This is a genomic window from Phytohabitans aurantiacus (assembly GCF_027923225.1).
GTDB classification, from domain to species: Bacteria; Actinomycetota; Actinomycetes; order Mycobacteriales; family Micromonosporaceae; genus Phytohabitans; species Phytohabitans aurantiacus.
Genome location: NZ_BSDI01000013.1, coordinates 265,327 through 291,554, shown reverse-complemented (window position 1 = coordinate 291,554; position 26,228 = coordinate 265,327). Strand labels below are relative to the sequence as shown.

Genomic DNA, 26,228 nt, shown 5'->3' with positions numbered 1-26,228 from the left:
CCTAGGTCAGGACAATCGGACACGCGGGTCGATGGCCGCGTAGAGCAGGTCGACGACGAGGTTCGCGATCACGACGAAGACCGCCGCGATCAGGACGGTGGCCATGATCATGGGAAGGTCGCCGCCGCGTACGGCGTAGACAGCGGTGCGGCCTAGCCCCTGGATGCCGAAGGTGGTCTCGGTGATCACCGTGCCGCCGAGGGCGGCGCCGACGTCGAGCCCGGCGATCGTGACCAGCGGCGTGATCGCGGCGCGCAACGCATGCCGGCCGTACACCGTGCGTTTCGCGAGACCCTTGGCGCGCGCGGTGCGCACGAAGTCCTCCGAGAGCGTCTCCAGCATCTGCGCTCTGGCCAGCCGCGCGTAGATCGCCGAGAACAGGAACGCCAGCGCAATCCAGGCCAGCACCAGGCCGCTCGCCCAGTCGAACGGATTGTCCAGGATGGACGTGTAGTGCGGTACCGGCACGATCTTGAGCTGGTACGTGAAGATCAGCAGCAGGAGCGCGCCGACGAAGTACAGCTGCATCGAGGCGCCGGTCAGCGAGAAGCCGATGGCGAGCCGGTCGACCAGGGTGCCCCGCCGCAACGCGGAGAGCATGCCGAGACCGACGCCCAGCAGCAACCACAGGATGGCCGCCGGGATCACGATGCTGAGCGTGACCGGCAGGACCCTGCCGAGCGTGTCGGTGACCGCCTCGCTGTTGACGTACGAGTACCCGAGGCACGGTGCCTCGCACTTGCCGCCCTGCGCGCTGCCGAGGTCACGCCCGACGAAGATCCCCTTCATGTACGCCGCGTACTGCTCGACCTTCGGGTCGTTCAGCCCGAGCTCCTGGCGCACCCGCTCCAGCCGCTCGGCGTTGCAGTTCTTCGGGCACATGCCGGTGACCGGGTCCTTCGGCAGCGCGAAGAACATCAGGAAGCTCACCACGCTGACCGCGAACAGCGTCAGCGATACCGAGAGCAACCGCTTGATCAAGAATCGGGCCATGGCGAACCTCTAGCGGGACGACTTCGGATCGAGCGCGTCACGCAGCGCGTCACCGAAGAGGTTGAAGGCCAGCACGAGCGCGAAGATCGTGATGCCGGGGAAGAAGACGTACGCCGGGTCGGTCTGCAGGTAGGCGATGCTCCGGAAGATCATGGCGCCGAAATCCGGAGTCGGGTCGACGATGCCGATACCCAGGAAGGACAGTGCCGCCTCGCCCGTGACGTACGCCGGCACCGCCAGCGAGAACGACACCAGGATCGGCGCCCACAGGTTCGGCAGGAGTTGCCGGAAGAGGATGTGTCCCAGCCCGGCGCCGCTGGCCCGAGCCGCCTCGATGAACTCCCGTTCGCGCAGCGAGATCACCTGTCCGCGTACCAGGCGGGCGGTACTCGTCCAGCCGAACGCGGCGAAGATGGCGATCAGTACCGTCACCCGGAACCACACCGGCACCTCGTCGCGTGGGCCGTAGAAGCGCATCTCGACCGGGCGCATGATGGCCAGCGCGAAGATCAGGAACGGCAGCGCGAGCGCGAAGTCGGTGATCCAGCTGATCACCGTGTCGACCCAGCCGCCAAGGTAGCCGGCGAGGATGCCTGCGGTCACCCCGATCCCCGCGGTGACCAGGGCGGACGCCAGCGCGATGAAGATCGAGGTGCGCAAGCCGTAGACCATGCGGATGAAGATGTCGCGTCCCGTGCCCGGCTCGATGCCGAACCAGTGGTCGGCGCTGACGCCGCCGGCGTACCCGAGTGGGATGGCGCCGCGCCGGGTCAGCAGCTCCTTGAACTCGTCGTGCGGCCCGACGCCGTACAGCACCTCGATCAGCGGGGCGGCCAGCGCGACGAGCATGAGGAGGAGCAGTGTGCAGCCGCTGATCATCGCGGTGCGGTCGCGGCGGAGCCGGGTCCAGGCGAGCTGTCCCGGCGAGCGTCCGACGACGCCTTTCTCGACCGGCGCGGCATCAGCGACTGGTACGGGTTCGAGAACCTCCGGCGAGAGACTCATGACGCCCCCTCCGGGAAGTGACACGCCACGCCCCCGGTCAGGGGTGGTTCCTCGGTCGCGCAGACGTCCTGCGCCTTCCAGCAGCGGGTCCGGAACCGGCAGCCCGAGGGCGGGTTCATCGGCGTGGGCACGTCACCGGAGAGCCTGATCCGCCCCTCGGACTCCCCCAACTTCGCCACATTGGGAATCGCCGACAGCAGCGCCCGCGTGTACGGATGCCGGGGCCGCTCGTAGATCTCGTCGCGCTCGCCGATCTCGACGATCCGGCCCAGGTACATCACCGCCACCCGCTGGCAGAAGTGCCGCACCACGGCCAGGTCGTGCGCGATGAACACGAAGGCCAGCCCCAGGTCCCGCTGCAACTGCCGCAACAGGTTGATGACCTGGGCCTGGATCGAGACGTCCAGCGCCGAGACCGGCTCGTCGGCCACGATCAGCTTGGGGCGCAGCGCGAGCGCGCGGGCGATACCCACCCGCTGCCGCTGCCCGCCGGAGAACTCGTGCGGGTACCGGTTGTAGTGCTCGGGGTTGAGACCGACCAGTTCGAGCAGCTCCTGGACCCGCTTCTTCACCCCGCCGGGCGGCCGGATGCCGTTGACGGTCAGCGGCATCGCGACGATCCGGCCCACGGTGTGCCGCGGATTCAGCGACGCGTACGGGTCCTGGAAGATGATCTGAAGCTCCTGCCGCAGCGGGCGCATCGCGCGGCCGCCGAGGTGCGTGATGTCCCGGTCCTCGAAGACGATCCGCCCGCCCGTCGGCTCCAGCAGCCGCACCAGCATCCGCCCAGTCGTGGTCTTGCCGCAGCCCGACTCCCCGACCAGCCCGAGGGTCTCCCCCGCGCGCACCGTGAAGTCGAGCCCGTCGACCGCCCGCACCACGCCGCCGCGGGCCGGGAAGTGCTTGGTCAACCCCTCGACGGCGAGCAGGCTCATCGTGCCTCCTGGAAAAGCCGCTGGCGGTCGGGCTCCGGCAGGTGGCAGGCCACCAGGTGACCCGCCTCGCCCGCCGGCAGCAACTCGGGCACGTCGACCCGGGAACGGTTCGTCGCGTGCGGGCAGCGCGGATGGAACGCGCAGCCCGACGGCAGGTTGATCAGGCTCGGCGGATTGCCCCGGATGGGCATCAGGTCGGCGTCGGCGTCGCCGTGCAGCGACGGCACGCTTCCGAGAAGACCCCAGGTGTACGGGTGCTGCGGCCGCCGCAGCACCTGCTGGGCGCTGCCGTGCTCGGCCACCCGACCGCCGTACATGACCAGCACCTCGTCGGCGACCTGGCTCACCACGCCGAGGTCGTGGGTGATCAGGATGATCGCGGAGTCGAACTCGTCCTGGAGATCTCCCAGCAGGTCGAGAATCTGGGCCTGCACGGTGACATCGAGGGCGGTGGTCGGCTCGTCGGCGATCAGCAGGTCTGGGTTGTTGATCAGCGCCATCGCGATCATGGCCCGCTGCCGCATGCCACCGGAGAACTCGTGCGGGTACTGGTCAGCCCGCCGCTCCGGCTGCGGGATGCCGACCCGGCCCAACATCTCGACCGTGCGCTGTCGCGCCTCGCGCCGGCTCGCGCCCGAGTGGTGCACCCGGTACGCCTCGGCGATCTGGCGACCCACCGTGTAGTACGGGTGCAGCGCGGAGAGCGGATCCTGGAAGATCATCGCCATGTCGCGGCCGCGCAGATGGCGGACCTCTTCCTCGGCGAGCCCCACGATGTCGCGGCCGCCGACGAGGATCTCGCCGCTGATCTGGGCGCGTTTCGGATCGTGCAACCCGAGCACCGCCAGACTGGTGACGCTCTTGCCGGACCCCGACTCACCCACGATGCCGAGCGTCTTGCCGCGCTCCACCGCAAACGAGACGCCGTCGACCGCGCGCACCACGCCGTCTTCGGTGTCGAACCGCACCCGCAGGTCGCGGACCTGCAGATACGGGCCGTCGCCGACTGGTCGCACCGGGCCTCCTTCGCGCTCTGTTCGTAGAGAACTTACAACGAGCTGCGAAGACTGAAAATATTCTACGCCGTTACGACTCGGTTTCGATGGCGTCCTTTATACCGCGACACGCCGCAGGAAGCTCGTGGGCGGCTTGCGCCAAGGCGCCGATCTCGCAAGCCTCGAAAGGTGTCCGCGACAGCCATGATCCCCACCAACCACGGACCCTGGACCGAGGATGACTGCTTAGCGCTCGGCGAGACCGACGACCGCATCGAACTCCTCGACGGATCGCTCTACGTAAGCCCTTCACCCTGCGTCCGGCACCAGTTCTTCGCCAATGGCCTGGCTGGCCTGCTCGACGGGCCAGCCGAGGCCGAGGCGCTCTATGTCCTCGGGCCGATCAATCTCCGGCTAAGGCCTGGCCGGATACTGATTCCTGACCTCGTGATCACCTCGCCGATCGACTTCGACGCGGTGGTAGCACCCGCTGAGGCGACGCGGCTGGTCTGCGAGATCACTTCGCCGAGCAACGAGGCGCACGACAAGGTGCTCAAGATGCACTACTACGCGGAGGCCGGCATCCCGTGGTACCTGCTTGTGGAGCACAAGACGGCGACACTGCGGCTCTTCCGGCTCGACGGCAGGACCTATGCCCCGCACGCGGTGGCGGAGCCGGGTGAGGTTTTGCGGCTTGGTGAGCCGGTGGCGGTGACGATCCGGCCGGAGGATCTTCTGCCGTAGGGTCGGTGCATGAGTCACTTCGACGTGGCGGCTGCTGCTGTGCAGGCGGCGCTGGACGCGGGTGCGCGGTACGCCGACGCGCGCGTCATGCACCGGCGGTACGAGTCGATGTTCGCGCGAAACGGGGATGTCGAGGAGCTGACGCAGAGCGAAGACGCCGGCATCGGCGTACGGGCGCTCGTGGGCAGCAGTTGGGGCTTCTACGCGGTACCCGATCTGTCAGACGGTGCGGCGCGCGCCGCAGGTGGCCGGGCGGCGAAGATCGCGGCGGCCAGCGCACGGGTGCCGGGCCCGGCCGCGGACCTCGTGCCGGTGCAGGCCCGAACCGCCTCCTGGTCGTCGGAGTGCGTGATCGACCCGCTGTCGGTGCCGCTCTCCGACAAGGGCGACCTGCTGGTACACGCCACGAAGACGATGCGCGAGCACGGTGCCGACCAGGCTGAGGGCCTGTACCACATCTGGGACACCGAGAAGTGGTTCGTCTCCAGCGAGGGGCACCGCATCGACCAGCGGATCCGCGAGTGCGGTGGAGGCATCGCGTCGATCGCGGTCGGCGACGGTGAGGTGCAGCGGCGCAGCTACCCGGCCGACCGCGGGCAGTACGGCACGCGCGGGTGGGAGATGGTCGAGTCGCTGGACCTCGGCGCGCACGCCGCCCGGATCGCCGACGAGTCGCGGGCGCTGCTGACCGCACCGCCCTGCCCGGCCGGCGAGACCACGCTAATCCTCGGTGACGAGCAGATGGCCCTGCAGATCCACGAGTCCGTCGGGCACGCCATCGAACTCGACCGCATTCTCGGCTGGGAAGCCGCGTTCGCCGGCACGTCGTGGCTCGACCTCAACCAGTTGGGCAGCCTCCACTATGGATCCGAGCTGATGAACATCACGATCGACCCGACGCTCCCGGGGGCGTTGGGCAGCTTCGGGTTCGACGACGAGGGCACGCCCGCCGCACGGCGGCACGCGGTCAAGGAGGGTCGCTGGGTCGGCGTACTCGCCGGGCGCGACTCGGCGGCGGTCGCCGGCCTCGACTACGCGGGCAGCGTGCGCGCTGACGGGTGGGCTCGGCTGCCGATGGTGCGGATGACGAACGTCGGGCTTGAACCGGGGCCGCACACGCTCGACGAGATGATCGCGGCGACCGACGACGGCGTCTACATGGACACCAACCGCTCCTGGTCGATCGACGACAGGCGGCTGAACTTCCAGTTCGGGTGCGAGATCGGCTGGGAGATCAAGAACGGGCGGCGCGGGCGGATGCTGCGCAACCCGACGTACACCGGCATCGGCCCTGTGTTCTGGCGTTCCATGGACATGCTGTCGTCCGAGGTGGTCCCGTGGGGCACGCCCAACTGCGGCAAGGGCCAGCCCGGCCAGATCGGCCACACTGGGCACCCGGCGGCGCCGGCCCGATTCCAGAACGTACGCGTGGGGGTCCGCGGGTGAGTATCGAACTGGCGCAACGGGTACTCGGGATGGTGCCGGCCGGGGTCGAGGCCGAGGTGTTCGTCGACCACATGGCCCGCGCGCTGACCCGGTTCGCGAACTCCTTCATCCACCAGAACGTCGCCGACGCCACGACGACAGTACGGCTGCGGCTGCACGCCGATGGGCGCACCGCCAGTGGCGCCACGACGGTGACCACCGACGAAGGCCTGCGCGGTCTGGTGTCCCGGACGCTCGACGCCGCCCGGCTGTGCCCGCCCGACGCCGGCTGGCCCGGCCTCGCGCCGCCAGCGGCGCTGGCCAGCGAGGGCAACTGGAACGAAGAGACCGCAAAGGCCTCGCCGGAGGCGCGCGCCGATCGGGTACGCGCGTTCGTCGACGCCGCCGGCGGGCTGGAGACGGCCGGGTACTGCCGCACGCTGCACTGGTCGGCCGCGTTCGCCAACAGCGCCGGTCAGGTCGTCACCGGGCGCACCGCCGAGGTCGCGATGGACGGCATCGCCCGGGTCGAGGGCGCCGACGGCACCGCGCGGGTCGCGTCCGGCCGCCTGTCCGATGTGGACGGGGCGGTGCTGGGCGCGCGGGCCGCGGCCAAGGCCCGGGCCGGCGCGGGGGCGGTCGAGCTGCCACCCGGCCGGTACGAAGTGGTGCTGGAGGCGACCGCGGTGGTCGACGTGCTCCACAACCTGTCGCTCTACGGGTTCAACGGCAAGGCGTACAACGAGCGGCAGTCGTTCGCCGAACCGGGCGCGCAGCAGCTCGACGCGGCGGTCACGCTCGTCGACGACCCGCTGGGCGACACCGGGCTCGGTATCCCGTTCGACGCGGAGGGCACCCCGAAGCGGCCGGTCGAGTTCGTGTCCGGGGGCGTCACGCAGGCGGTGGCGCACGACCGGCGCACCGCGGCGGAGGCCGGCGGCGAATCGACCGGGCACGCGGGGCTGGGCGTCCGGACCCGCGGCGCGCTGCCGGTCAACCTGGGGCTGATGCCGGGGCCGGCGGCGTCCAGTGTGGAGGCGGGCGCTGTGATCGACCCGGCCGCCGCGTCGCTGGTGGCAGGCGTCGAGCGAGGGCTCCTCGTGACCGACCTCTGGTACACCCGGGTGCTCGATCCGAAGAGCCTGGTCGTGACCGGCCTGACCCGCAACGGCGTGTGGCTCATCGAAGACGGCGAGCTGACGAGGCCCGTGCGGAACTTCCGGTTCACCCAGTCGTACCCGCAGGCGCTCGGACCGGGCGCGGTGCTGGGCGTCGGCGGCCAGGCGACCGTCTTCCCCGACCCGTGGGGCATCGCCTGGTGGACCGCGCCCGCCCTCCGCCTCGCCTCCTGGAACTTCACGGGCGGCGCCTCGGGATGACCCACTGGCCCGACGATGGTTCACTGGGCGGGTGACGGAGGAATCCGCGGAGGCCGGTCCCGAGAAGGCGCCGCAGCCCGAGAAGGCGCCGCAGCCGAGCCGGCGACGGCTACTCATCGTCGTGGGCACGGTGCTCGCCGTGCTCGTCGTCGCGGTCTGCGTGGGCGGCATCGCGTTCGTCAACGCGATCAACGGGGTCGCCGAACGGATCGACGAGAGCGAGCGGGGCGCCGAACGCACCGACGCCGCCTGCCTGGAGTTGGAAAGGCGGCTCAACCGGCTGAGCCCGCCCGGCGCGGCCGCCGACTCGCGGCAACGCGCCGCCGCTGTACGCGCGGAGAACGCCGCGATCCGACCGTTCGTCACCGAACTGGAGCAGATCCGCGAAGACCGCGACGCGCACTGGCGAGACTGGATCGAATCGTGGCGCCAGCTCGTCGACGCCCGGATCACGTACGCCGACGCGCTCGACCGGGAAGCGGGCGGCGGCGAACCGGCGTTCTTCGTGGCGCCGCAAGGCCGGCACGGCACGCCGGTCGTCGAGCGCCTCACAGACGACTCACCCGAGTCGTGCGGCGGCGCGATCCGGCGCCTTGCCGGACCCGACCTGTGACCAGGCGGCGATAACTAGGACTCCCTTGCAGGCCACCCCCACGGCCCGGCGTAACGTGTAGCCGAAAATCGACGCGGTTGCGCCGTTAGGGAGACGTAAAGGATGACCACTACGGCAACGAAGCCGGGAGGGGCGCGCGCACGCGCCGCCATTGCGGCCAAGACGTTGCGCACCGACAACTGGCGGTTGGCCCCGCTCATCACGGTCGTCGGGCTCGGCGGATGGGTCGCGTACGCCACCGTCCGGGTCTTCATGCACGACTTTTACTGGGTCGAGGATTACCACTACCTCACGCCGTTCTACTCGCCCTGCATCACCGACCGGTGCGTAACCGATGCGGCGCACTTCGGCACCTACCTGCCCGGCTGGTGGGTGATTCCGGAGGCGTCGTTCACCCTGCCGTTCCTGCTGCTGTTCCGGCTGACCTGCTACTACTACCGGAAGGCCTACTACCGGTCCTTCTGGGCGTCACCGCCGGCCTGCGCGGTACCGGACGGCCACAAGACGTACAGCGGCGAGACGCGTTTCCCGCTCATCTTCCAGAACGCGCACCGGTACGCCTTCTACGCGGCCGGCATCATCTCGATCATCAACACGTACGACGCGATCGTGGCGTTCCGCAGCCCCGACGGCTTCGGCTTCGGGCTCGGCAACGTGATCCTCGTCCTCAACGTGGTGATGCTGTGGGCGTACACGCTGTCGTGCCACTCCTGCCGCCACATCGCCGGCGGGCGGCTCAAGCACTTCTCCAAGCACCCGGTGCGTTACCGGTTCTGGACGTTCGTGTCGAAGCTGAACGTCCGGCACATGCAGCTCGCCTGGATCACGCTGGGCACGCTGGCGCTGACCGACTTCTACATCATGGCTGTCTCCGCCGGCTGGTTCGGCGACCTGCGGTTCATCAACTGAGGGCACTGAATATGGCTACCCGAATCGAACGACACCACTACGACGTCGTCGTCATCGGCGCCGGCGGTGCCGGCCTGCGTGCCGCGATCGAGGCTCGACTCGCGGGTAAGAAGACCGCGATCATCTCCAAGTCGCTCTTCGGCAAGGCGCACACCGTCATGGCCGAGGGCGGCGCGGCCGCCGCGATGGGCAACGTCAATAGCCGAGACAATTGGATGGTGCACTACCGCGACACCATGCGCGGCGGGAAGTTCCTCAACAACTTCCGGATGGCCGAGCTGCACGCCAAGGAGTCGCCCAGCCGGATCTGGGAGCTGGAGACGTACGGCGCGCTGTTCGACCGCACCAAGGACGGCAAGATCTCGCAGCGCAACTTCGGCGGCCACGAGTACCCGCGGCTGGCGCACGTCGGCGACCGCACGGGCCTGGAGCTGATCCGCACGCTGCAGCAGAAGATCGTCTCGCTGCAGCAGGAAGACAAGCGCGAGTTCGGCGACTACGAGGCCCGCATCCGGGTCTTCCAGGAAACCACGATCACCGAGCTGCTGCTCGACGGAAACAAGGTCGCCGGCGCGTTCGGCTATTACCGGGAGTCCGGCGAGTTCGTACTCTTCGAGGCGCCCGCGATCGTGCTGGCCACCGGCGGCGTCGGCAAGTCGTACAAGGTGACGTCGAACTCCTGGGAGTACACCGGCGACGGGCACGCGCTCGCGCTGCGGTCCGGCGCGACGCTCATCAACATGGAGTTCCTGCAGTTCCACCCGACCGGCATGGTCTGGCCGCCCTCGGTCAAGGGCATCCTGGTCACCGAGTCGGTGCGCGGTGACGGTGGCGTGCTGAAGAACTCCACGGGCAAGCGGTTCATGTTCGACTACGTGCCCGACGTCTTCCGCAAGCAGTACGCGGAGACCGAGGAAGAGGCGGACCGCTGGTACACCGACCCCGACAACAACCGGCGCCCACCGGAGCTGCTGCCCCGTGACGAGGTGGCCCGGGCCATCAACTCCGAGGTCAAGGCCGGTCGCGGCTCCCCCGCTGGCGGCGTCTTCCTGGACGTGTCCACCCGCATGTCCGCCGACGTCATCCGCAAGCGGCTGCCCTCGATGTACCACCAGTTCAAGGAGCTGGCCGACGTCGACATCACGAAACAGGCGATGGAGGTCGGTCCGACCTGCCACTACGTGATGGGCGGCGTCGAGGTCGACCCCGACACGGCCGCGGCGGCGGGCACCGTGCAGGGCCTGTTCGCGGCCGGCGAGGTGTCCGGCGGCATGCACGGCTCCAACCGGCTGGGCGGCAACTCGCTGAGCGACCTGCTCGTCTTCGGCAAGCGGGCGGGCGAGCACGCGGCGTCGTACGCCGACGCGCTGACCGCACGGCCGAAGGTGTCGACGCGCGACCTCGAAACCGCTGTGGAGACCGCCCTGGCCCCGCTGGAGCGCGACGGCGGGGAGAACCCGTACACGCTCCAGCAGGAGCTACAGACGGTCATGGGCGACCTCGTCGGCATCATCCGCCGCAAGGGCGAGCTCGAAGACTCGCTGGTCCGCCTCGCCGAGCTGCGCGACCGGGTGGCGAAGGTGAGCGCGACCGGCGGCCGCAAGTACAACCCCGGTTGGCATCTGGCGCTCGACCTGCGCAACATGCTCGTGGTGTCGGAGTGCACGGCCAAGGCGGCGCTGGAGCGTGAGGAGTCGCGTGGCGGTCACACCCGCGAAGACTTCCCCACGATGCGTCCGGATTGGCGCCGGGTCAACCTGGTCTGCTCCCTCGACGGCGACAAGGTGCGGCTGGAGCACAAGCCGGTGCCGCGGATGCGCGCGGAGCTGATCCAGCTCTTCGACCGGGCCGAGCTGGCCAAGTACCTGACCGACGAAGAGCTCGCCGAGTTCGACGCGCTGGCTGAGGAGGCTAAGTAATGGGCGCGAAGCGTCACTTCCGGGTCTGGCGGGGCGACGAGACCGGCGGCGACCTGCAGGACTACCAGGTGGAGGTCAACGAGGGCGAAGTCGTCCTCGACATCATCCACCGGCTCCAGGCCACCGAGACGCCCGATCTCGCCTGCCGGTGGAACTGCAAGGCCGGCAAGTGCGGCTCCTGCTCGATGGAGATCAACGGCATGCCCCGCCTCGGCTGCATGACGCGGATGTCCACGTTCGAGGAGAGCGAGACGGTCACCGTCACGCCGCTGCGCACGTTCCCGGTCATCCGCGACCTGGTCACCGACGTGAACTTCAACTACCAGAAGGCACGCGAGACGCCCGCCTTCGCGCCGCCGGAGGATCTCGCGCCGGGCGAGTACCGGATGCAGCAGGTCGACGTGGAGCGCTCGCAGGAGTTCCGCAAGTGCATCGAGTGCTTCCTGTGCCAGAACGTCTGCCACGTGGTGCGTGACCACGAGGAGAACAAGAAGGCGTTCTCGGGTCCGCGGTACTTCATCCGGGCCGCCGAGCTCGACATGCACCCGCTGGACGCCAAGACCGACCGCAAGGACTACGCGCAGGCGTCCATGGGCCTCGGGTACTGCAACATCACCAAGTGCTGCACCGAGGTCTGCCCCGAGCACATCACGATCACGGACAACGCGATCATCCCCATGAAGGAGCGCGTCGTCGACCGCCGGTACGATCCGATCGTGTGGTTGGGACGCAAGATCTTCCGTCGTGATCAGCTGAGCGAGGGTGACGGGCTGGGTATGAGTGGTCTTCCGCAGGCCGACGGCCACGGTGCCGAGCACAAGAGTGGCGTGAACTGGCACCGTGAGGTGCCGGCGCCGCAGGTCGCGCCGGTGGGCGACGACGGCAAGCTGCCGATCTCCGAGATCACGTTCGACCGCGCGGGCGGCCCGTCGCCGTTCGGTGATGACGTGACCTTCCCGCTGCCGCCGGAGGGCCTCAACTACGCCCACCCCGACCGGGACAAGTAACCAAAAATTCTCAGCGCGCGCCCCCTACCAGGGGGCGCGCGCTTGTTTTATCGACGAGTATCATCCCCCCGGAGCCGATTCCGGGCGGGTACGCGAAGTGGCAGCGCACCCGCGCCCCGGTGCGTCGCCGCGTGCGGCGCACCCGCGCTAGGGAGCTTCGTCATGAAGCGCGCTCGTCTGCTCACGGCCCTCAGCGTGCTCGTCGCGCTCGGTGGGCTCGCCGCCACGTACGGAATAACCGCCGCCCCTTCCGACTCCGCCGAGCCCACACAGCTCTGCCAGGGCACCGTGCGGGCCGACGACAGCCGGTACGCCGTGATGTCGAACGTCTGGGGCGCCGAATCCACGCAGTGCCTCGACGTCGACCCGGGCACCGGTGCGTTCCAGGTGGTCCGCTCGGACCACGACAACGGTGACAACGTCGCGGCGTACCCGGCCATCTACGCCGGTTGCCACTGGGGCGACTGCACGGCGAAGAGCGAACTGCCGGCACAGGTGTCACACCTGCGCACCGCGACGAGCAACTGGAGCTTCAGCGGCAACAACGCGCCCGGCCAGTGGAACGCGGCGTACGACCTCTGGTTCCACACCACCGAAGACGCCAACCGCAGCCCGGACGGCGCCGAACTGATGATCTGGCTCGACCACACGATGGGTGCCCGCCCGAAGGGCACAGTTGTCGCACGCTCGGTGCCGATCGCCGGGGCGACCTGGGACGTCTCGTACGCCAACTGGGACTGGAACCACGTCGTGTACGTGCGCACCAGCCCCACGTCGTCGGTGCGCGACCTTGACCTGCGGGCGTTCACCCGCGACGCCGTGAGCCGCGGGTACATCCGGGACTGGTGGTACCTGAGCGGCGTCGAGGCCGGGTTCGAGCTGTGGCGGGACGGCGATGGCCTGGCCTCACACGGCTTCTCGACGAGGATCCAGTCGGTTTCAGGCCGAGCGTGAAAGGTCAAGCAAGAGGGGGTGAAGTGCTTTGACGATCGGCGCGTCGGCTGGCAGCCAGGCCACGGAGTCCAGCTCGTCCGGGCCGAGCCAGCGCAACTCGGCGTGTTCGAGCGCCTGCGGCTGGGCATCGCCGACCAGCCGCGCGGCGTACACCCGAAGCACCGCCCGCCCGTGCGCGAGGAGGACGTCGCTGCCGACCCGCTCGCCCACCGTCACTCGCACGCCGAGTTCTTCCTCACACTCGCGCACGAGCGCCTCGACATCCGACTCGCCGGTTTCCACCTTGCCGCCCGGAAACTCCCACATTCCAGCTACCTCGGGCGGATCGGACCTGGCACACCCCAGTACGCGCCCATTTACGATGATCGCGGCGCCGACGATGATCCTTTGGTTCGTCCGTTCGGTCTGCACGGCCGACCAGCCTTCCAGATCAGAACGAAATTTGGGTGCCGGAGCCGTCCTGTAGGACACCAGAAGACGGAATTGTGGGCGTGGACACACCAGCCGGTCAGCGGCAAGACTGGTGGACACCGAACGATGACGAGATGGCGACGATTTGGCCACAAGCCGGCAACGACGCCTGGGAGGTGTGGCGCATGCGTGCTCTGTGGGGCAGCAGGGCAGACCGCGACTATCTCAGCGACGCGCTGACCCTACTTGGTGGTTGGGCTCGCGAGGGTCGCCAGATCAAGCGCACCCTGGTCCTCGATGACGCCCAACACGCTGCGCTCACTGAGCGTATCAAGGTCGTCGCCGATGCGTTGCACATCCGTCCGGAGATCCGGCGGCTCGACGGGCGCACCCAGATCCGGGTGAGCCCCCGGGAAGGCGACGTGATCACCGAGGGCGAGGTCACGCTCGCCGCCCGCATCGAAGATGCCTACCGCAAGGTCACCGGCGCCGAATAGCCGCCCTCAGACCGCCTCGAGCGGCCGTATCGCCTCCAACGACGATCCGAGGTGATCCCGCTCCATCTCGAGGTCGAAGCGGATCTGCAGGTTCAGCCAGAACAGGTCCGTCGTACCGAAGTACCGGGCCAGCCGCAGTGCGGTGTCAGCCGTGACACGCCGCTTGCCGTGCACGATCTCGTTGATCCTCCGCGGCGGCACGCCGATCGCGACCGCGACCTTGTGCTGCGTCACGCCCAGCGGCTCGATGAACTCCTCCAGAAGCACCTCGCCCGGGTGGATCGGACTGATCTTGTCCATCTGCCCCCCTAGTGATAGTCCACGATCTCGACGCGCTCAGGGCCGGCAGCGGTCCAGACGAAGCAGATCCGCCACTGCTGGTTGATGCGAATGCTGTGCTGGCCGCCCCGGTCTGCCCTGAGAGCCTCCAGGCGGTTGCCTGGCGGCACCCGCAGGTCGTCGAGCACCGCAGCAGCGTCCAACATCACCAGCTTCCGGAGCGCTACACGGTGGATGCGCGGATCGATCTCCCTGACCCGCTCACGTGCCCAGAGCCGCTCGGTCACGGTATCCCCGAACGACCTGATCACCCACACAGCATAACGCAACGCGTTATGCTGTGCCACCGATGTGGTCCTGCCGTCACGAGGTGGCCACCGGGTTCTCGACGCCCGCCGCCGAGAGGTGCCGGCGGCGGGTGGGGGCCAGCAGCGTCGGGTGGTCGATGCTCCAGGCCGCGCTCTTGCAGATCAACTCCTTGTACCGGGCCGCCATCTTTCCCATGAGGACAGACGGCTTCGGTTGGTCGTCGGCGGTCACGAACTGGATGAGGCCATCCCGGCGACCGAGGCTGATGCACTGCTGGGAGTACCCGATCTGGCCCTCGGGGAGCTTCTGGCCGGTCAGGCGCGCGGCGATGGCATCTGCCGCCCGCATGGCCATCGGGATCCCCGAGGCGCACGACATCCGCAGCGGCTTGCCACCCGACCCGTCGGCGAGCCCGGCGTCGCCCACGGCGTACACGTCGGGATGCGAGACCGAGCGCATCGTGCCGTCGACGATGATCTGCCCGTTGCCGGCGACCTTCAGGGTCGTGGCGGCGGCGATGGGGTGTACCGCGAAACCCGCCGTCCACACCGTGACCTGCGCTGGAATGGTCTTGCCGTCACCGGTGACCACGCCGGTCGCCTCGACCCGCGCGATGTCGGTGTGCTCTTGCACGGCGATGCCGAGCCGGTCGAAGACGCCGCGCAGGTGCCGCCGGCCCTTCTCGCTGAGCCAGTCGCCGAGGACGCCGCGGGCGGCGATAGCGACGTGCAGGTCGGGCCGGGACTCGGCGATCTCCGTAGCCGCCTCGATGCCCGTGAGTCCTCCGCCGACGACCAGCACGGCCCCGCCCGCGGCGAGCTCGTTCAGCCGCTCGCGCAGCCGGAGCGCCGACTGCCTGCCGGCGATGTCGTAGGCGTGCTCGGTGGCGCCGGGCACCCCGTGGTCGGTGGCCGCGCTGCCGAGGGCGTAGACCAGGGTGTCGTAGGCGATCTCGCCGGCGCCGTGCTCTTCGAGGAGCGCGACGGTCTTGCGTTCGACGTCGACTGCGGTGACCCGCGCCAGCCGGACGTCGACTCCCGTGCCCGCGTAGATGTCGGTCAGCGGGCGGTGCTTGAGTTCCTGGCCGGTCGCGACCTGGTGCATGCGGACCCGCTCGACGAAGTCAGGAACCGCGTTGACGACGGTGATCTCGCTGTCGTCGGGGTGCAGCCGCCGGGCGAGACGGCCGGCGGTGAGCGCTCCGGTATACCCGGCCCCGAGGACGACGATGCGGTGCTTCATGGCCTCACTCCTGTCTCGGTGTGTGTCGCCTCCTGAACCGGGCAGCGACACGATTCCTGACAGGAGCTGGCTGTGACCTGAATCACCAGGCGTCGATGACAGGCTCCCCGCGCTCGGATGCGAACCACTGGCGAGTGAAGCGGCCAAGCTTGTCGGGGTTGGCCTGGAAGCGGACCGCCGCGATGGCCCCGGACACCACCTCCAGCGACATGGTGCCGACGACCCGGTCATCCACCACGATCACCACCGCTGGCTCGCCGTTGACCACGTTGGCGTAGAAGGTCGGGCTACCGCCCACCATGGCCCGTTTGGCGTCGGCGGGCTTGAACAGGCCACGCAGGAACCTCGCCACCGCCACCGCACCGGAGATCGGCGTCGCGACCGCCCGTACCTTGCCGCCGCCGTCACCGACACTGATCGCGTCGACGCTCAACAGCTTCACCAGTTGCTCGGTCTGGCCGCTGACGGCCGCGGCGAGAAACTCCTCGACGATCCTGCGGGCGGCTGCCTCGTCGACCTCCGCGCGTGCCCGGTCTGCGGCGACGTGCTGCTTGGCCCTCCGGTAGATCTGCTGGCAGTTCGACTCGGAGAGATCGAGGATCTCGGCGATCTCTCCGTGCGAATAGCCGAACGCCTCGCGCAGCACGTAGACGACGCGCTCGTTGGCCGAAAGCCGCTCCAGGAGGGTCAGCACCGCGGTGGAGACCGATTCGCGCTGCTCGACGGTGTCGACCGGGCCGAGCATCCGGTCTCCGGCGAGGACGGGCTCGGGCAGCCACATGCCCACGTACGTCTCGCGCCTGGCTCGCGCCGAGGTGAGCTGGTTGAGGCACAGGTTGGTGAGCACCTTCGTCAGCCACGCGTCGGGGACCTCGACACGCTCCCGATCGGCGGCCTGCCAGCGCAGGAACGTGTCCTGGACCACATCCTCCGCGTCGCTCGCCGAGCCCAGCAGGCGATAGGCGATCGCCTCAAGGCGCGGCCGGGAGCGCTCGAACACCTCGATGTCGTACGGGCTGAGCAGCATGGCCGCCGGTCAGACGTTGAAGCGGAACTCGACCACGTCGCCGTCCTGCATGACGTACTCCTTGCCCTCCATGCGCACCTTGCCGGCCGCCTTCGCCGCGGCCATCGAGCCCGCCGCGACCAGGTCGTCGTAGGAGACGATCTCCGCCTTGATGAAGCCGCGCTGGAAGTCCGAGTGGATCACCCCGGCCGCCTCGGGCGCGGTCGCGCCGATCGGGATCGTCCAGGCCCGCGCCTCTTTGGGGCCGGCGGTCAGGTACGTCTGGAGGCCAAGGGTGCCGAAGCCGACCCGGATCAGCTGGTGCAGGCCCGGCTCCGGCTGGCCGATCGACTCCAGCAGCTCGCGCGCCTCGTCTTCGGGCAGGTCGATCAGCTCGGACTCGATCTTGGCGTCCATGAAGACCGCCTCGGCAGGCGCGACCAGGGCACGCATCTCGTCCAGGAACTCGGTGTTGGCCAGCTCTTCCTCGTCGACGTTGAAGACGTAGAGGAATGGCTTCGTGGTCAGCAGGTGCAGCTCGCGCAGCTCGTCGACGTCGATGCCGGCGGCAGCCGCGCCCGCGTACAGCGTGATGCCCTCGTTGAGCAGCTTGGCGGCCGCGGAGGCCGCGGCGACGATCCCGGCCCGGTCCTTGCGGGCGCGCGCCTCCTTTTCGAGGCGGGGCAGCGCCTTCTCCAGCGTCTGGATGTCGGCCAGGAGCAGCTCGGTGTTGATCGTCTCGATGTCGTCGGCCGGCGAGATCTTGCCGTCGACGTGCACCACGTTCGGGTCGGAGAACGCGCGCACGACCTGGCAGATCGCCGTCGCGTCGCGGATGTTGGCCAGGAACGCGTTGCCCCGGCCCTGCCCCTTGGAGGCACCGCGCACCAGGCCCGCGATGTCGACGAACGACACGGGTGCCGGGATGATCTTCTGCGACTGGTGTATCTCGGCGAGCTTTTCCAGCCGCGGATCGGGCAGCCCGACGACGCCGACGTTCGGCTCGATCGTGGCGAACGGGTAGTTCGCCGCCAGCACGTCGTTTTTGGTCAGGGCGTTGAAGAGCGTGCTCTTGCCGACGTTCGGCAGGCCGACGATCCCGATGGTGAGACTCACGGACCGCGAGTCTACGCGGGTCGGTTCGACGCCCTGTCGCAAGCCGTCACGCCGACGTCCGAATCCCGCCAGCCGTGCCCGGCATCCTGGGGCAGTATCGATGGCGTGGAACTCGATTTCGAGCGGTGCTACCGAGCCGTCGACAGCCGCGACCAGCGGTTCGACGGCTGGTTCTACACCGCGGTGACCTCGACACGGATCTACTGCAAGCCGTCCTGCCCGGCGGTCACCCCGAAGCGGCAGAACGTGCGGTTCTACCCGTCGGCGGCAGCGGCGCAGCGCGCCGGGTTCCGGGCGTGTCGCAGGTGCCGCCCCGACGCGGCCCCGGGCTCACCGGAGTGGGACGCGCGAGCCGACCTGGTCGGGCGCGCGATGCGGCTGATCGGCGACGGCGTCGTCGACCGGGACGGCGTGCCGGGGCTGGCGAGCCGGCTCGGGTACACCGAGCGGCACCTGCACCGGATGCTGACGGCCGAGCTCGGCGCCGGGCCGCTAGCGCTGGCCCGGGCGCAACGGGCGCAGACGGCACGCATCCTGATCGAGACGACCGACCTGGGGCTGGCCGAGATCGCGTTCGCGGCCGGGTTCGGCAGCGTGCGGCAGTTCAACGACACGATCCGCGAGGTGTACGGCGCCGCGCCGTCGGAACTGCGCAAGCCGGGCGCCCGCCGCACCGCCGAGGCGGGCACGGTCGCGCTCCGGCTGGCGTACCGGCCGCCGCTGCACGCCGCTTCGCTGCTGGAGTTCCTCGCGCTGCGGGCTGTTCCGGGCGTCGAAGAGGTGGACACGACCACGTACCAGCGGGCGCTGCGATTGCCCCACGGCACCGCCACGGTGACGCTCACGCCGCAGCCGGAGTACGTCGCCGCGCGGCTGCGCCTGACGGACGTGCGGGACCTGGCGCCCGCAGTAGCGCGCTGCCGCCGCCTGCTCGACCTGGACGCGGACCCGATCGCCGTGGACGCGACGCTCGCGGCGGACGAGGCGCTGGAGCCGTCGGTCGCGAAGGAGCCGGGCGTCCGCGTGCCGCGGTCGGTGGACGGCTGGGAGATGGCGGTCCGGGCCGTCGTCGGCCAGCAGATTTCGGTACTGGCCGCACGCCGGGTCCTGTCGAACCTGGTGACCACCGCACCCGACGAGTTGACGCCGTTCCCATCTCCGGAGCAGGTGCTGGAGTTGCCCGACGAGGCGTTCCGGATGCCGGCGGCGAGACGGGCGACGATCCGCGCGCTCGCCGAGGCGGTCGCCGGCGGGCTGCACCTGGATCCGGGAGCCGACCGCGAGGCGGCGGTCGCGGGGCTCACCGCGCTGCCCGGCATCGGGGCGTGGACCGCCGGCTACGTGGCCATGCGGGGTATCGGCGACCCGGACACGTTCCTCCCGACCGACCTGGGGATCCGCCGCGGCGCGGAGGCGCTCGGCATCCCCGACGACCCGACGGCGCTCGACGCGTACGCGGCCCGCTGGCGGCCGTGGCGCTCGTACGCCCTGATCAGGCTGTGGAGGTCATGAAATGGAGAAGAAGATGAACATGACGACCGTCGACACGCCCGCCGGCCCGTTTACGATCCTGGCGAGCGACGACAACGCGGTTCGCGCGGCGGGTTTCACCACCGATACGGCGGAGCTGCTCCGGCTGGTACACCCGAGCCTGCGTGCGGAGCCGCGCGCCCGACCGGACCTCGGGTCCGTGACCGATGCTGTCAGGTCCTATTTAGACGGTGATGTGGCCGCCATCGACGAGGTGACGGTGGAGCAGCACACCGGTGGGGCGTTCCTGTCGCATTCCTGGGACACGCTGCGGCACGTCAAGCCGGGGCAGCCGGTGACGTACACCCAGTTCGCCGCGCTGGCGGGCCGGCCGAGTGCGATCCGGGCCGCCGCGACCGCCTGCGCTCGTAACGCGGTCGCGCTGTTCGTGCCGTGCCACCGGATCATCGGTACCGACGGCACGCTGCGCGGGTACCGGTGGGGCCTCGACGTGAAGAAGTGGCTTCTGGCACACGAGAACACAACTGACTCGTAAACGTCAGACGTAACAGATAACGTCACTCTGTGCACTATCACGGTGACAGACAACACCCCGTGCACAATCTGTGGCGAATCCGCCGTTATGTCCGCCCATATCTGGGCCAGATGGTGTGGCTGGTGCTCGCCGCGTTCGCCGCGACGGGCGCCAGCATCGCCGTCCCGCTGGTCGTGGCGCAGGTCGTCGACGGTCCGATCGCCCACCGCGACCCGGTGGGGCTGTGGCAGCTCGGCGCGCTCGCGGCCGTCTTCGGGCTGATCGAGGCCGGCCTCATCTTCATCCGGCGGTGGACCCAGGCGGCGTCCGCGCTCGGCATGGAGACCACGATCCGCAACGAGCTCTACGCCCACCTCCAGCGGCTGCAGATTTCGTTCCACGACCAGTGGCAGACCGGCCAGCTCCTGTCCCGCATCACCGCCGACCTGTCGGTGATCAGGCGGTTCCTGTCGTTCGGGCTGGTGTTCCTGATCGTCAACACCGCCACGTACATCACCGTGGTGGCGCTGCTCATCCACCTGCGCTGGCCGCTCGGGCTGCTGGTCGCCACGAGCGGCATACCGCTCTTCCTGCTCAGCCGGCACTTCTCGCGCCACTACATCGCCGCGTCCCGCCGCATGCAGGACGAGCTCGGCGACGTCGCCACGCTGGTCGAGGAGTCGGCGCAGGGCCTGCGCACGATCAAGTCGTTCGGGCGGCGGCCGCACATGGCGAAGCGGTTCGGCCGCGAGGCGCGCCGCCTCCACGACACCGCGATCGGCAAGGGCCGGCTGCTGGCGCTCAGCTCGGCACGATTCGACCTCGTGCCCAACCTGACGCTCGCGATCGTGCTGGTCGCCGGCTCGGTGGCGGTCGCACACGACGCGATGACGCTCGGCGAGTTGGTCGCGTTCGTGTCGCTCCAGCTCATGCTGATCTGGCCGATCGAGTCGCTGGGCTGGATCATCGCGAACGCGCAGGAGGCGATGACCGCCGCCGACCGCATTCACGACGTACTCGACACGCCACCGTCCATCGTGGACCGGCCGGCTGCGGTTGCGCTGCGGGAGTCCGAAGGGCATCTGAGGTTCGAGGGCGTGTCGTTCACATACCCCGGCACCAGCGCGCCCGTGCTGCGCCGCATCGACCTCGACGTACGACCCGGCGAGACCTTGGCGATCGTCGGCGCCACCGGCTCGGGCAAGACCAGCCTCGTCTCGCTCGCGCCGCGGCTGTACGACGTCAGCGGCGGGCGCATCACGCTCGACGGCCGCGACATCCGCGACATCCAGCTCACCTCGCTGCGCAGGCTGGTCGGCATGGCGTTCGAGGAGCCGACGCTCTTCTCCATGTCGGTGCGCGAAAACCTCACGCTCGGGCGGCACGAGGCCACCGACGAGGAGATCGCCGAGGCCCTCGCGGTGGCGCAGGCGGAATTCGTGTACGACCTGCCGTGGCGGCTCGACACCCGGATCGGCGAGCAGGGCCTGTCGCTCTCCGGTGGGCAGCGCCAGCGGCTCGCGCTCGCCCGCGCGGTGGTGAGCCGCCCCCGCGTACTGGTGCTCGACGATCCGCTCTCCGCGCTCGACGTGCACACCGAGGCCCTTGTCGAAGACGCGCTCGCCCGGGTGCTCCGCGGCACTACCGCACTCCTCGTCGTCCACCGGCCGTCCACAGTGGCGCTCGCCGACCGGGTCGCGCTCCTGGCCGACGGCGAGATCGTCGCGATCGGCACCCATTCCGAGCTGCTCAGCGACGTTCCGGCGTACCGCGCGGCACTCTCCGCGTCCGCCTCCCTGGAGGCTGACGCCTCCGGCACCGAGCTCGAGGTCGACGATGTCGTCAGCCGATAACTGGCGGGGCATCGCGCCCGACCAGGCGGCGGAGCAGACGGTCGCGGAGACCGGCTCGGTCGTACGCCTGCGGGCTCGCAGCCGGACGCTGCTCACCTCGCTGATCCGGCCGCACCGCAGGCTGCTCGCCGTCGCCGTCGGCCTGTTGCTGTTGCAGAACGCCGCCGGCATGGCCGGCCCTTACCTGGTCATGCTCGGCATCGACAGCGCCATCCCGCCGCTGCGCGACGACGGCAACGCCCGTCCACTGATCGCGATCGCGTCCGCGTTCCTCGCGGCCACGGTCGCCGAGTACATCGGCAAGCGGGGCTTCCTGGTGCTCTCCGCGCGCATCGGCCAGGCCGTCCTGCTCGACCTGCGCCAGCGGGTGTACGACCACTTCCAGCGCCTGTCGGTCAGCTTCCACGAGCGGTACACGTCCGGTCGAGTGGTCGCCCGCCTCACGAGCGACATGGACTCCATCGCCGAACTGGCCGACGGCGGCATCGACGACCTCGTCCTCGCCGGGCTGTCGGTGCTGTCGGTGGCCGGCATCCTGCTGTGGCTCGACGCGCCGCTCGCCGCGGTCACGCTGCTGGCGTTTCCGTTTCTGCTGTGGCTCTCGCGCTGGTTCGCCCGCGCCTCGGCCCGTGCCTACCGCCGCACCCGCGAGGCGGTCGCACTGGTGATCGTCCACTTCGTCGAGTCGCTGGGCGGCATCCGGGCCGTCCAGGCGTTCCGCCGCGAGCCGCGCAACCAGCAGATCTTCGAGAAGGTCAACGACGACTACCGCCGCGCCAACCTGCGCGCGTTCCGGCTCATCGCCACGTACTCGCCGGGCATCAAGGTGATCGGCAACATCACGATCGCGGTCATCCTCACCTACGGCGGCTGGCTGGTCATGCACGGTCGCACCGAGATCGGCGTGCTGGCGGCGTTCCTGCTGTATCTGCGGCGGTTCTTCGAACCGATGCAGGAGCTGAGCCAGTTCTACAACTCGCTCCAGTCGGCCACCGCGGCCTTGGAGAAGCTCTCCGGAGTACTGGATGAGAAACCCGCCGTGCCAGAGCCGGCGCGGCCGGTGGCGCTGGCACCCGACGGTGGTGGCGCCCTGGACTTCCGGGCCGTGACCTTCCACTACCGTCCCGACCAGCCGATCCTGCCCACGCTCGACCTGCACATTCCGGCGGGCCAGACGGTGGCGCTCGTCGGGGCGACCGGCGCCGGCAAGTCGACGATCGCGAAGCTGGTGGCGCGGTTCTACGACCCGGTGACAGGCTCGGTGACGCTCGACGGCGTCGACCTGCGCGAGGTGGCCGACGCCGACCTGCGGCGCGCGGTCGTGATGGTCACCCAGGAAAACCACCTCTTCTCCGGCAGCATCGCCGACAACATCCGGTTCGGGCGGCCGAGCGCCACCGACGACGAGGTTGCCGGCGCGGCACGGGCGATCGGGGCGCACGGCTTCATCGCGGCGCTGCCCGACGGATACGACACCGACGTGCACCGCCGCGGCGGGCGGCTCTCGGCGGGGCAGCGGCAGCTCGTCGCGTTCGCGCGAGCGTTTCTCGCTGACCCGACCGTGCTCATCCTCGACGAGGCCACGTCGTCGCTCGACGTGCCCAGCGAGCGACTCGTACAACGCGCGCTCCGCACGATCCTGAGCGAGCGCACCGCGATCGTGATCGCGCACCGCCTGTCCACAGTGGAGATCGCCGACCGGGTACTTGTCCTCGACGGCGGCCGCATCGTCGAGGACGGCCCGCCCGAGGAGCTGATCGCGACCGGCGGCCGCTACGCCCTCCTCCACACCCAATGGCGCGACAGCCTCGTCTGACCCCGCGGCGCGGGCAGCGCGGGCGCCTGCTCCCGCCGATCAACGGCGGATGCACACGATTGGATCTCTGTTCCGCGTGCATTCGCCCTTGATCCATGCAAATGCCCTTGATCGGCGAAGCCGCGACGGCCGCTCGCGGCCGCGAGCCCGCCATACGGACGCGAGCCCGCCATACGGACGCGAGCCCGCCGTACGGACCGCGAGCCGCCGCATACGCGGCGACGGCGGGGCGCCGCGCGGGATATCGGGGTGCCGGCGAGGTGATCGCTTCGTAGCATCGATGCATGGTTGGGCTACCCGAGCGCCCCACCCTCGACGGGGTCGAGGAGAAGTGGGCACAGCGTTGGCAAGAGGAGGGCACGTACACGTTCGCGTGCGACAAGGCTCGCGGCGACGTGTACTCGATCGACACTCCGCCGCCGACCGTATCGGGTGAGCTGCACGTCGGACACGTTTTCTCATACACGCACACCGATACCGTCGCGCGCTTCCAGCGGATGCGCGGCAAGGCCGTCTTCTACCCGATGGGCTGGGACGACAACGGCCTGCCCACCGAGCGCCGCGTCCAGAATGTCTACCACGTGCGGTGTGACCCATCGTTGCCTTATGACCCTTCGTGGGAGCCCTCAGGCAAGCCAGAGCCGATCTCCAGGCGCAACTTCGTCGAGCTGTGCGAGCGGCTGACCGCCGAAGACGAGCGCGCCTTCGAAGCGCTCTGGCGCCGGCTGGGCCTGTCGGTGGACTGGTCCATGACCTACACGACGATCGGTTCGCGCGCGCGGGCCGCGTCGCAGCGTGCGTTCCTGCGCAATCTGGCGCGTGGTGAGGCGTACACGGCCGAGGCGCCGACGCTGTGGGACGTCGGGTTCCGCACCGCCGTGGCCCAGGCCGAGCTGGAGGATCGGGAGCGGCAGGGCGCGTACCACCGGCTGCGGTTTCACGGGCCGGCCGGTGACGTGCACATCGAGACCACCCGGCCCGAGCTGCTGCCCGCGTGCGTGGCGCTCGTGTGCCACCCGTCCGACGAGCGGTACGCCGATCTGGTCGGCCGCACGGTCCGCACGCCCATCTTCGGCGTCGAGGTGCCGGTGCACGCGCACCAACTGACCGACCCGGAGAAGGGCAGCGGCATCGCGATGGTGTGCACGTTCGGCGACCTCACCGACGTGACATGGTGGCGAGAGCTGCGGCTCGACACCCGCGTGGTGATCGGGCGCGACGGGCGGCTGCTGGCCGAGGCGCCCGCTGGCGTGCCATCCGCCGCCTACTCACCGCTGGCCGGCATGACGGTCAACCAGGCCCGGCGCGCGATCGTCGACCTGCTCGGCGAAAGCGGCGATCTGCTCGGTGAGCCACGCACGTTGACGCATCCGGTCAAGTTCTACGAGCGCGGCGACCAGCCATTGGAGATCGTCGCCTCGCGTCAGTGGTACATCGGAAACGGTGGACGCGACCTCGACCTACGGGAGGCGCTGCTCGCGCGCGGGCGCGAGCTGCGGTGGGTGCCAGAGCACATGCGCCACCGGTACGAGCACTGGGTGGGCGGCCTCACCGGCGACTGGCTGATCAGCCGGCAGCGATTCTTCGGCGTGCCGATTCCGGTCTGGTACCGGCTCGACGACGCTGGCGAGCCGGACCACTACCACCCTCTCACACCCGATGAGTCACGGCTACCAATCGACCCATCTTCGGACATACCGGATGGTTTCACCGAGGCTGACCGCGGGCAACCAGGCGGCTTCATCGGCGACCCGGATGTCATGGACACCTGGGCCACCTCGTCGCTCACGCCGCAGATCGTGAGCGGCTGGGAGACCGATCCGGACCTGTTCGCGCGGGTCTTCCCGATGGACCTGCGGCCGCAGGGACACGACATCATCCGCACCTGGCTCTTCGCGTCTGTCGTGCGCGCGCACCTGGAGCACGGCACGCTCCCGTGGCGCGACGCCGTGCTGTCGGGCTGGATCCTCGACCCCGACCGCAAGAAAATGTCGAAGTCCAAGGGCAACGTCGTGACCCCGATGGGCCTGCTCGAAGAGCACGGCTCCGACGCGGTCCGGTACTGGGCGGCCAGCGGGCGGCCGGGCACCGACCTCGCGTACGACCCGGGGCAGATCAAGGTGGGACGGCGGCTCGCGACCAAGCTGCTCAACGCGTCCCGCTTCGCGCTGGGGCTCGGCGCCGCCGATGCACTGCGGGCACCGGTCACCGAACCACTTGACCAGTCGATGCTCGCGGTCCTGTCCGGCGTCGTCGCCACCGCCACGTCCGCGTTCGACGGGTACGACCACACGGGCGCCCTGCAGGCGACGGAGTCATTCTTCTGGACGTTCTGCGACGACTACATCGAGTTGGTGAAGGAGCGGGCATACGGTTCCGGCGCCGCCGCCGACTCGGCACGCGCGGCACTCGCCACCGCGCTCTCGGTGCAGTTGCGCCTGTTCGCACCGGTCCTGCCGTACGTGACCGAGGAGGTGTGGTCATGGTGGCGGTACGGGTCGGTCCACCGCTCGCCGTGGCCGTCGGCGTACGAGGTGCCCAGCGACGGTGACCACGAGCTGCTACGGGTGGCGGGCGAGGCGCTGACCCAGGTGCGGCGCGCCAAGTCCGAGCGCCGGCTGTCGATGCGCGCCGAGGTGCCGCTCGCCGAGGCGCTGGGGCCAGCCGAGTTGCTCGACAAGCTGGCTCTGGTCTCGGGCGACTTCCGGTCCGCCGGCAAGATCGGCAAACTCGACATGCTCCCCAACCGCACCCCGTCCCTGGTAGTCGCCTGCGCCTTCTAGCCCTTCCCGCTTGCGCTCCCCCGCTCGCGCTTC

24 protein-coding genes are annotated in these 26,228 nt (G+C 69.6%); 14 read left to right on the top strand and 10 right to left on the bottom strand.

Annotation, left to right across the window (positions count from 1 at the left end):
* Positions 1-6 precede the first annotated feature (6 nt).
* From QMG73_RS16840 to QMG73_RS16825, 4 genes are read right to left on the bottom strand one after another with little or no spacing between them, the layout of a single operon-like run.
* A complete protein-coding gene (locus QMG73_RS16840; protein WP_281896542.1) occupies positions 7-993 on the bottom strand; it encodes an ABC transporter permease in 987 nt (328 codons plus the stop codon).
* 9 nt (positions 994-1,002) lie between these two features.
* Positions 1,003-1,998 (bottom strand): ABC transporter permease, encoded by a 996-nt coding sequence (locus QMG73_RS16835; protein WP_281896539.1) that lies wholly within the window; start codon positions 1,996-1,998, stop codon positions 1,003-1,005.
* Positions 1,995-2,933, bottom strand: a complete 939-nt coding sequence (locus QMG73_RS16830) for an ABC transporter ATP-binding protein (protein ID WP_281896535.1) — start codon at positions 2,931-2,933, stop codon at positions 1,995-1,997. Before QMG73_RS16830 ends, QMG73_RS16835 begins: the two co-directional genes overlap by 4 nt.
* The gene (locus QMG73_RS16825; RefSeq protein ID WP_281896533.1) at positions 2,930-3,949 is read right to left on the bottom strand and encodes an ABC transporter ATP-binding protein; all 1,020 of its coding nucleotides are present in this window, start codon (positions 3,947-3,949) and stop codon (positions 2,930-2,932) included. Before QMG73_RS16825 ends, QMG73_RS16830 begins: the two co-directional genes overlap by 4 nt.
* Before the next feature lie 168 nt (positions 3,950-4,117).
* On the opposite strand from QMG73_RS16825, the gene QMG73_RS16820 reads away from it, so the two are divergent.
* From QMG73_RS16820 to QMG73_RS16785, 8 genes are all read left to right on the top strand, one after another.
* Positions 4,118-4,672: a Uma2 family endonuclease gene (locus QMG73_RS16820; protein WP_281896532.1), complete on the top strand. Its 555-nt coding sequence runs from the start codon at positions 4,118-4,120 to the stop codon at positions 4,670-4,672.
* Between the two features lie 9 nt (positions 4,673-4,681).
* Complete coding sequence (locus QMG73_RS16815; protein ID WP_281896529.1) at positions 4,682-6,118, top strand: TldD/PmbA family protein; 1,437 nt, start codon at positions 4,682-4,684, stop codon at positions 6,116-6,118.
* Positions 6,119-6,147: 29 nt separating this feature from the next.
* Positions 6,148-7,476 (top strand): TldD/PmbA family protein, encoded by a 1,329-nt coding sequence (locus QMG73_RS16810; RefSeq protein WP_281896627.1) that lies wholly within the window; start codon positions 6,148-6,150, stop codon positions 7,474-7,476.
* A 31-nt stretch (positions 7,477-7,507) separates the two neighbouring features.
* A complete protein-coding gene (locus QMG73_RS16805) occupies positions 7,508-8,089 on the top strand; it encodes a hypothetical protein (RefSeq protein WP_281896527.1) in 582 nt (193 codons plus the stop codon).
* Positions 8,090-8,191: 102 nt separating this feature from the next.
* The gene (locus QMG73_RS16800; RefSeq protein WP_281896526.1) at positions 8,192-8,998 is read left to right on the top strand and encodes a hypothetical protein; all 807 of its coding nucleotides are present in this window, start codon (positions 8,192-8,194) and stop codon (positions 8,996-8,998) included.
* A gap of 5 nt (positions 8,999-9,003) precedes the next feature.
* Positions 9,004-10,917 carry a fumarate reductase/succinate dehydrogenase flavoprotein subunit gene (locus QMG73_RS16795; protein WP_281896626.1) on the top strand — a complete coding sequence of 638 codons (1,914 nt, stop codon included), beginning with the start codon at positions 9,004-9,006 and terminating at the stop codon, positions 10,915-10,917.
* Positions 10,917-11,924 carry a succinate dehydrogenase/fumarate reductase iron-sulfur subunit gene (locus QMG73_RS16790; protein ID WP_281896524.1) on the top strand — a complete coding sequence of 336 codons (1,008 nt, stop codon included), beginning with the start codon at positions 10,917-10,919 and terminating at the stop codon, positions 11,922-11,924. Before QMG73_RS16795 ends, QMG73_RS16790 begins: the two co-directional genes overlap by 1 nt.
* Positions 11,925-12,086: 162 nt before the next feature.
* A complete protein-coding gene (locus QMG73_RS16785; RefSeq protein WP_281896521.1) occupies positions 12,087-12,878 on the top strand; it encodes a GH12 family glycosyl hydrolase domain-containing protein in 792 nt (263 codons plus the stop codon).
* On the opposite strand, the gene QMG73_RS16780 is transcribed toward QMG73_RS16785, so the two are convergent.
* Positions 12,864-13,262: a (deoxy)nucleoside triphosphate pyrophosphohydrolase gene (locus QMG73_RS16780; protein WP_281896624.1), complete on the bottom strand. Its 399-nt coding sequence runs from the start codon at positions 13,260-13,262 to the stop codon at positions 12,864-12,866. The genes QMG73_RS16785 and QMG73_RS16780 overlap by 15 nt on opposite strands.
* A 212-nt stretch (positions 13,263-13,474) precedes the next feature.
* Here QMG73_RS16780 and QMG73_RS16775 point away from each other — a divergent pair, with 212 nt between their 5' ends.
* Positions 13,475-13,786 (top strand): 4a-hydroxytetrahydrobiopterin dehydratase, encoded by a 312-nt coding sequence (locus QMG73_RS16775; protein WP_281896622.1) that lies wholly within the window; start codon positions 13,475-13,477, stop codon positions 13,784-13,786.
* A gap of 6 nt (positions 13,787-13,792) precedes the next feature.
* Here the strand turns inward: QMG73_RS16775 and QMG73_RS16770 are convergent, their stop codons facing one another.
* The 5 genes from QMG73_RS16770 to ychF all read right to left on the bottom strand — a co-directional run bounded on the left by QMG73_RS16770 (position 13,793) and on the right by ychF (position 17,738).
* Positions 13,793-14,086, bottom strand: coding sequence for a HigA family addiction module antitoxin (locus tag QMG73_RS16770; protein WP_281896520.1), 294 nt, complete (start codon positions 14,084-14,086; stop codon positions 13,793-13,795).
* 8 nt (positions 14,087-14,094) lie between these two features.
* On the bottom strand, positions 14,095-14,376 hold the full coding sequence (locus QMG73_RS16765; RefSeq protein WP_281896518.1) for a type II toxin-antitoxin system RelE/ParE family toxin: 282 nt from the start codon (positions 14,374-14,376) through the stop codon (positions 14,095-14,097).
* A 52-nt stretch (positions 14,377-14,428) separates the two neighbouring features.
* Positions 14,429-15,616 carry an NAD(P)/FAD-dependent oxidoreductase gene (locus QMG73_RS16760; RefSeq protein WP_281896517.1) on the bottom strand — a complete coding sequence of 396 codons (1,188 nt, stop codon included), beginning with the start codon at positions 15,614-15,616 and terminating at the stop codon, positions 14,429-14,431.
* A gap of 82 nt (positions 15,617-15,698) precedes the next feature.
* The gene (locus tag QMG73_RS16755; protein WP_281896514.1) at positions 15,699-16,643 is read right to left on the bottom strand and encodes an RNA polymerase sigma-70 factor; all 945 of its coding nucleotides are present in this window, start codon (positions 16,641-16,643) and stop codon (positions 15,699-15,701) included.
* A 9-nt stretch (positions 16,644-16,652) separates the two neighbouring features.
* Positions 16,653-17,738 (bottom strand): redox-regulated ATPase YchF, encoded by a 1,086-nt coding sequence (ychF, locus tag QMG73_RS16750; RefSeq protein WP_281896511.1) that lies wholly within the window; start codon positions 17,736-17,738, stop codon positions 16,653-16,655.
* A gap of 105 nt (positions 17,739-17,843) precedes the next feature.
* On the opposite strand from ychF, the gene QMG73_RS16745 reads away from it, so the two are divergent.
* The 5 genes from QMG73_RS16745 (at position 17,844) to valS (ending at position 26,195) form a co-directional block, all read left to right on the top strand.
* Positions 17,844-19,250: an AlkA N-terminal domain-containing protein gene (locus QMG73_RS16745; RefSeq protein ID WP_281896510.1), complete on the top strand. Its 1,407-nt coding sequence runs from the start codon at positions 17,844-17,846 to the stop codon at positions 19,248-19,250.
* Positions 19,251-19,263: 13 nt separating this feature from the next.
* Positions 19,264-19,764: a methylated-DNA--[protein]-cysteine S-methyltransferase gene (locus QMG73_RS16740; RefSeq protein WP_281896508.1), complete on the top strand. Its 501-nt coding sequence runs from the start codon at positions 19,264-19,266 to the stop codon at positions 19,762-19,764.
* A 110-nt stretch (positions 19,765-19,874) separates the two neighbouring features.
* Complete coding sequence (locus QMG73_RS16735; protein ID WP_281896506.1) at positions 19,875-21,596, top strand: ABC transporter ATP-binding protein; 1,722 nt, start codon at positions 19,875-19,877, stop codon at positions 21,594-21,596.
* Complete coding sequence (locus tag QMG73_RS16730) at positions 21,580-23,412, top strand: ABC transporter ATP-binding protein (protein ID WP_281896504.1); 1,833 nt, start codon at positions 21,580-21,582, stop codon at positions 23,410-23,412. The genes QMG73_RS16735 and QMG73_RS16730 overlap by 17 nt, the downstream gene beginning before the upstream one ends.
* Positions 23,413-23,696: 284 nt before the next feature.
* Positions 23,697-26,195 carry a valine--tRNA ligase gene (gene valS, locus QMG73_RS16725; RefSeq protein ID WP_281896502.1) on the top strand — a complete coding sequence of 833 codons (2,499 nt, stop codon included), beginning with the start codon at positions 23,697-23,699 and terminating at the stop codon, positions 26,193-26,195.
* Positions 26,196-26,228: the final 33 nt, after the last annotated feature.

Coding starts and splice junctions, on each gene's coding strand:
- QMG73_RS16815 (WP_281896529.1), top strand. CDS start 4,682: ATGAGTCACTTCGACGTGGCGGCTGCTGCTGTGCAGGCGGCGCTGGAC.
- QMG73_RS16840 (WP_281896542.1), bottom strand. CDS start 993: ATGGCCCGATTCTTGATCAAGCGGTTGCTCTCGGTATCGCTGACGCTG.
- QMG73_RS16770 (WP_281896520.1), bottom strand. CDS start 14,086: ATGGACAAGATCAGTCCGATCCACCCGGGCGAGGTGCTTCTGGAGGAG.
- QMG73_RS16810 (WP_281896627.1), top strand. CDS start 6,148: ATGGTGCCGGCCGGGGTCGAGGCCGAGGTGTTCGTCGACCACATGGCC.
- QMG73_RS16755 (WP_281896514.1), bottom strand. CDS start 16,643: ATGCTGCTCAGCCCGTACGACATCGAGGTGTTCGAGCGCTCCCGGCCG.
- QMG73_RS16735 (WP_281896506.1), top strand. CDS start 19,875: ATGGTGTGGCTGGTGCTCGCCGCGTTCGCCGCGACGGGCGCCAGCATC.
- QMG73_RS16800 (WP_281896526.1), top strand. CDS start 8,192: ATGACCACTACGGCAACGAAGCCGGGAGGGGCGCGCGCACGCGCCGCC.
- QMG73_RS16775 (WP_281896622.1), top strand. CDS start 13,475: ATGCGTGCTCTGTGGGGCAGCAGGGCAGACCGCGACTATCTCAGCGAC.
- QMG73_RS16790 (WP_281896524.1), top strand. CDS start 10,917: ATGGGCGCGAAGCGTCACTTCCGGGTCTGGCGGGGCGACGAGACCGGC.
- valS (WP_281896502.1), top strand. CDS start 23,697: ATGGTTGGGCTACCCGAGCGCCCCACCCTCGACGGGGTCGAGGAGAAG.
- QMG73_RS16835 (WP_281896539.1), bottom strand. CDS start 1,998: ATGAGTCTCTCGCCGGAGGTTCTCGAACCCGTACCAGTCGCTGATGCC.
- QMG73_RS16830 (WP_281896535.1), bottom strand. CDS start 2,933: ATGAGCCTGCTCGCCGTCGAGGGGTTGACCAAGCACTTCCCGGCCCGC.
- QMG73_RS16760 (WP_281896517.1), bottom strand. CDS start 15,616: ATGAAGCACCGCATCGTCGTCCTCGGGGCCGGGTATACCGGAGCGCTC.
- QMG73_RS16785 (WP_281896521.1), top strand. CDS start 12,087: ATGAAGCGCGCTCGTCTGCTCACGGCCCTCAGCGTGCTCGTCGCGCTC.
- QMG73_RS16730 (WP_281896504.1), top strand. CDS start 21,580: ATGTCGTCAGCCGATAACTGGCGGGGCATCGCGCCCGACCAGGCGGCG.
- QMG73_RS16740 (WP_281896508.1), top strand. CDS start 19,264: ATGAACATGACGACCGTCGACACGCCCGCCGGCCCGTTTACGATCCTG.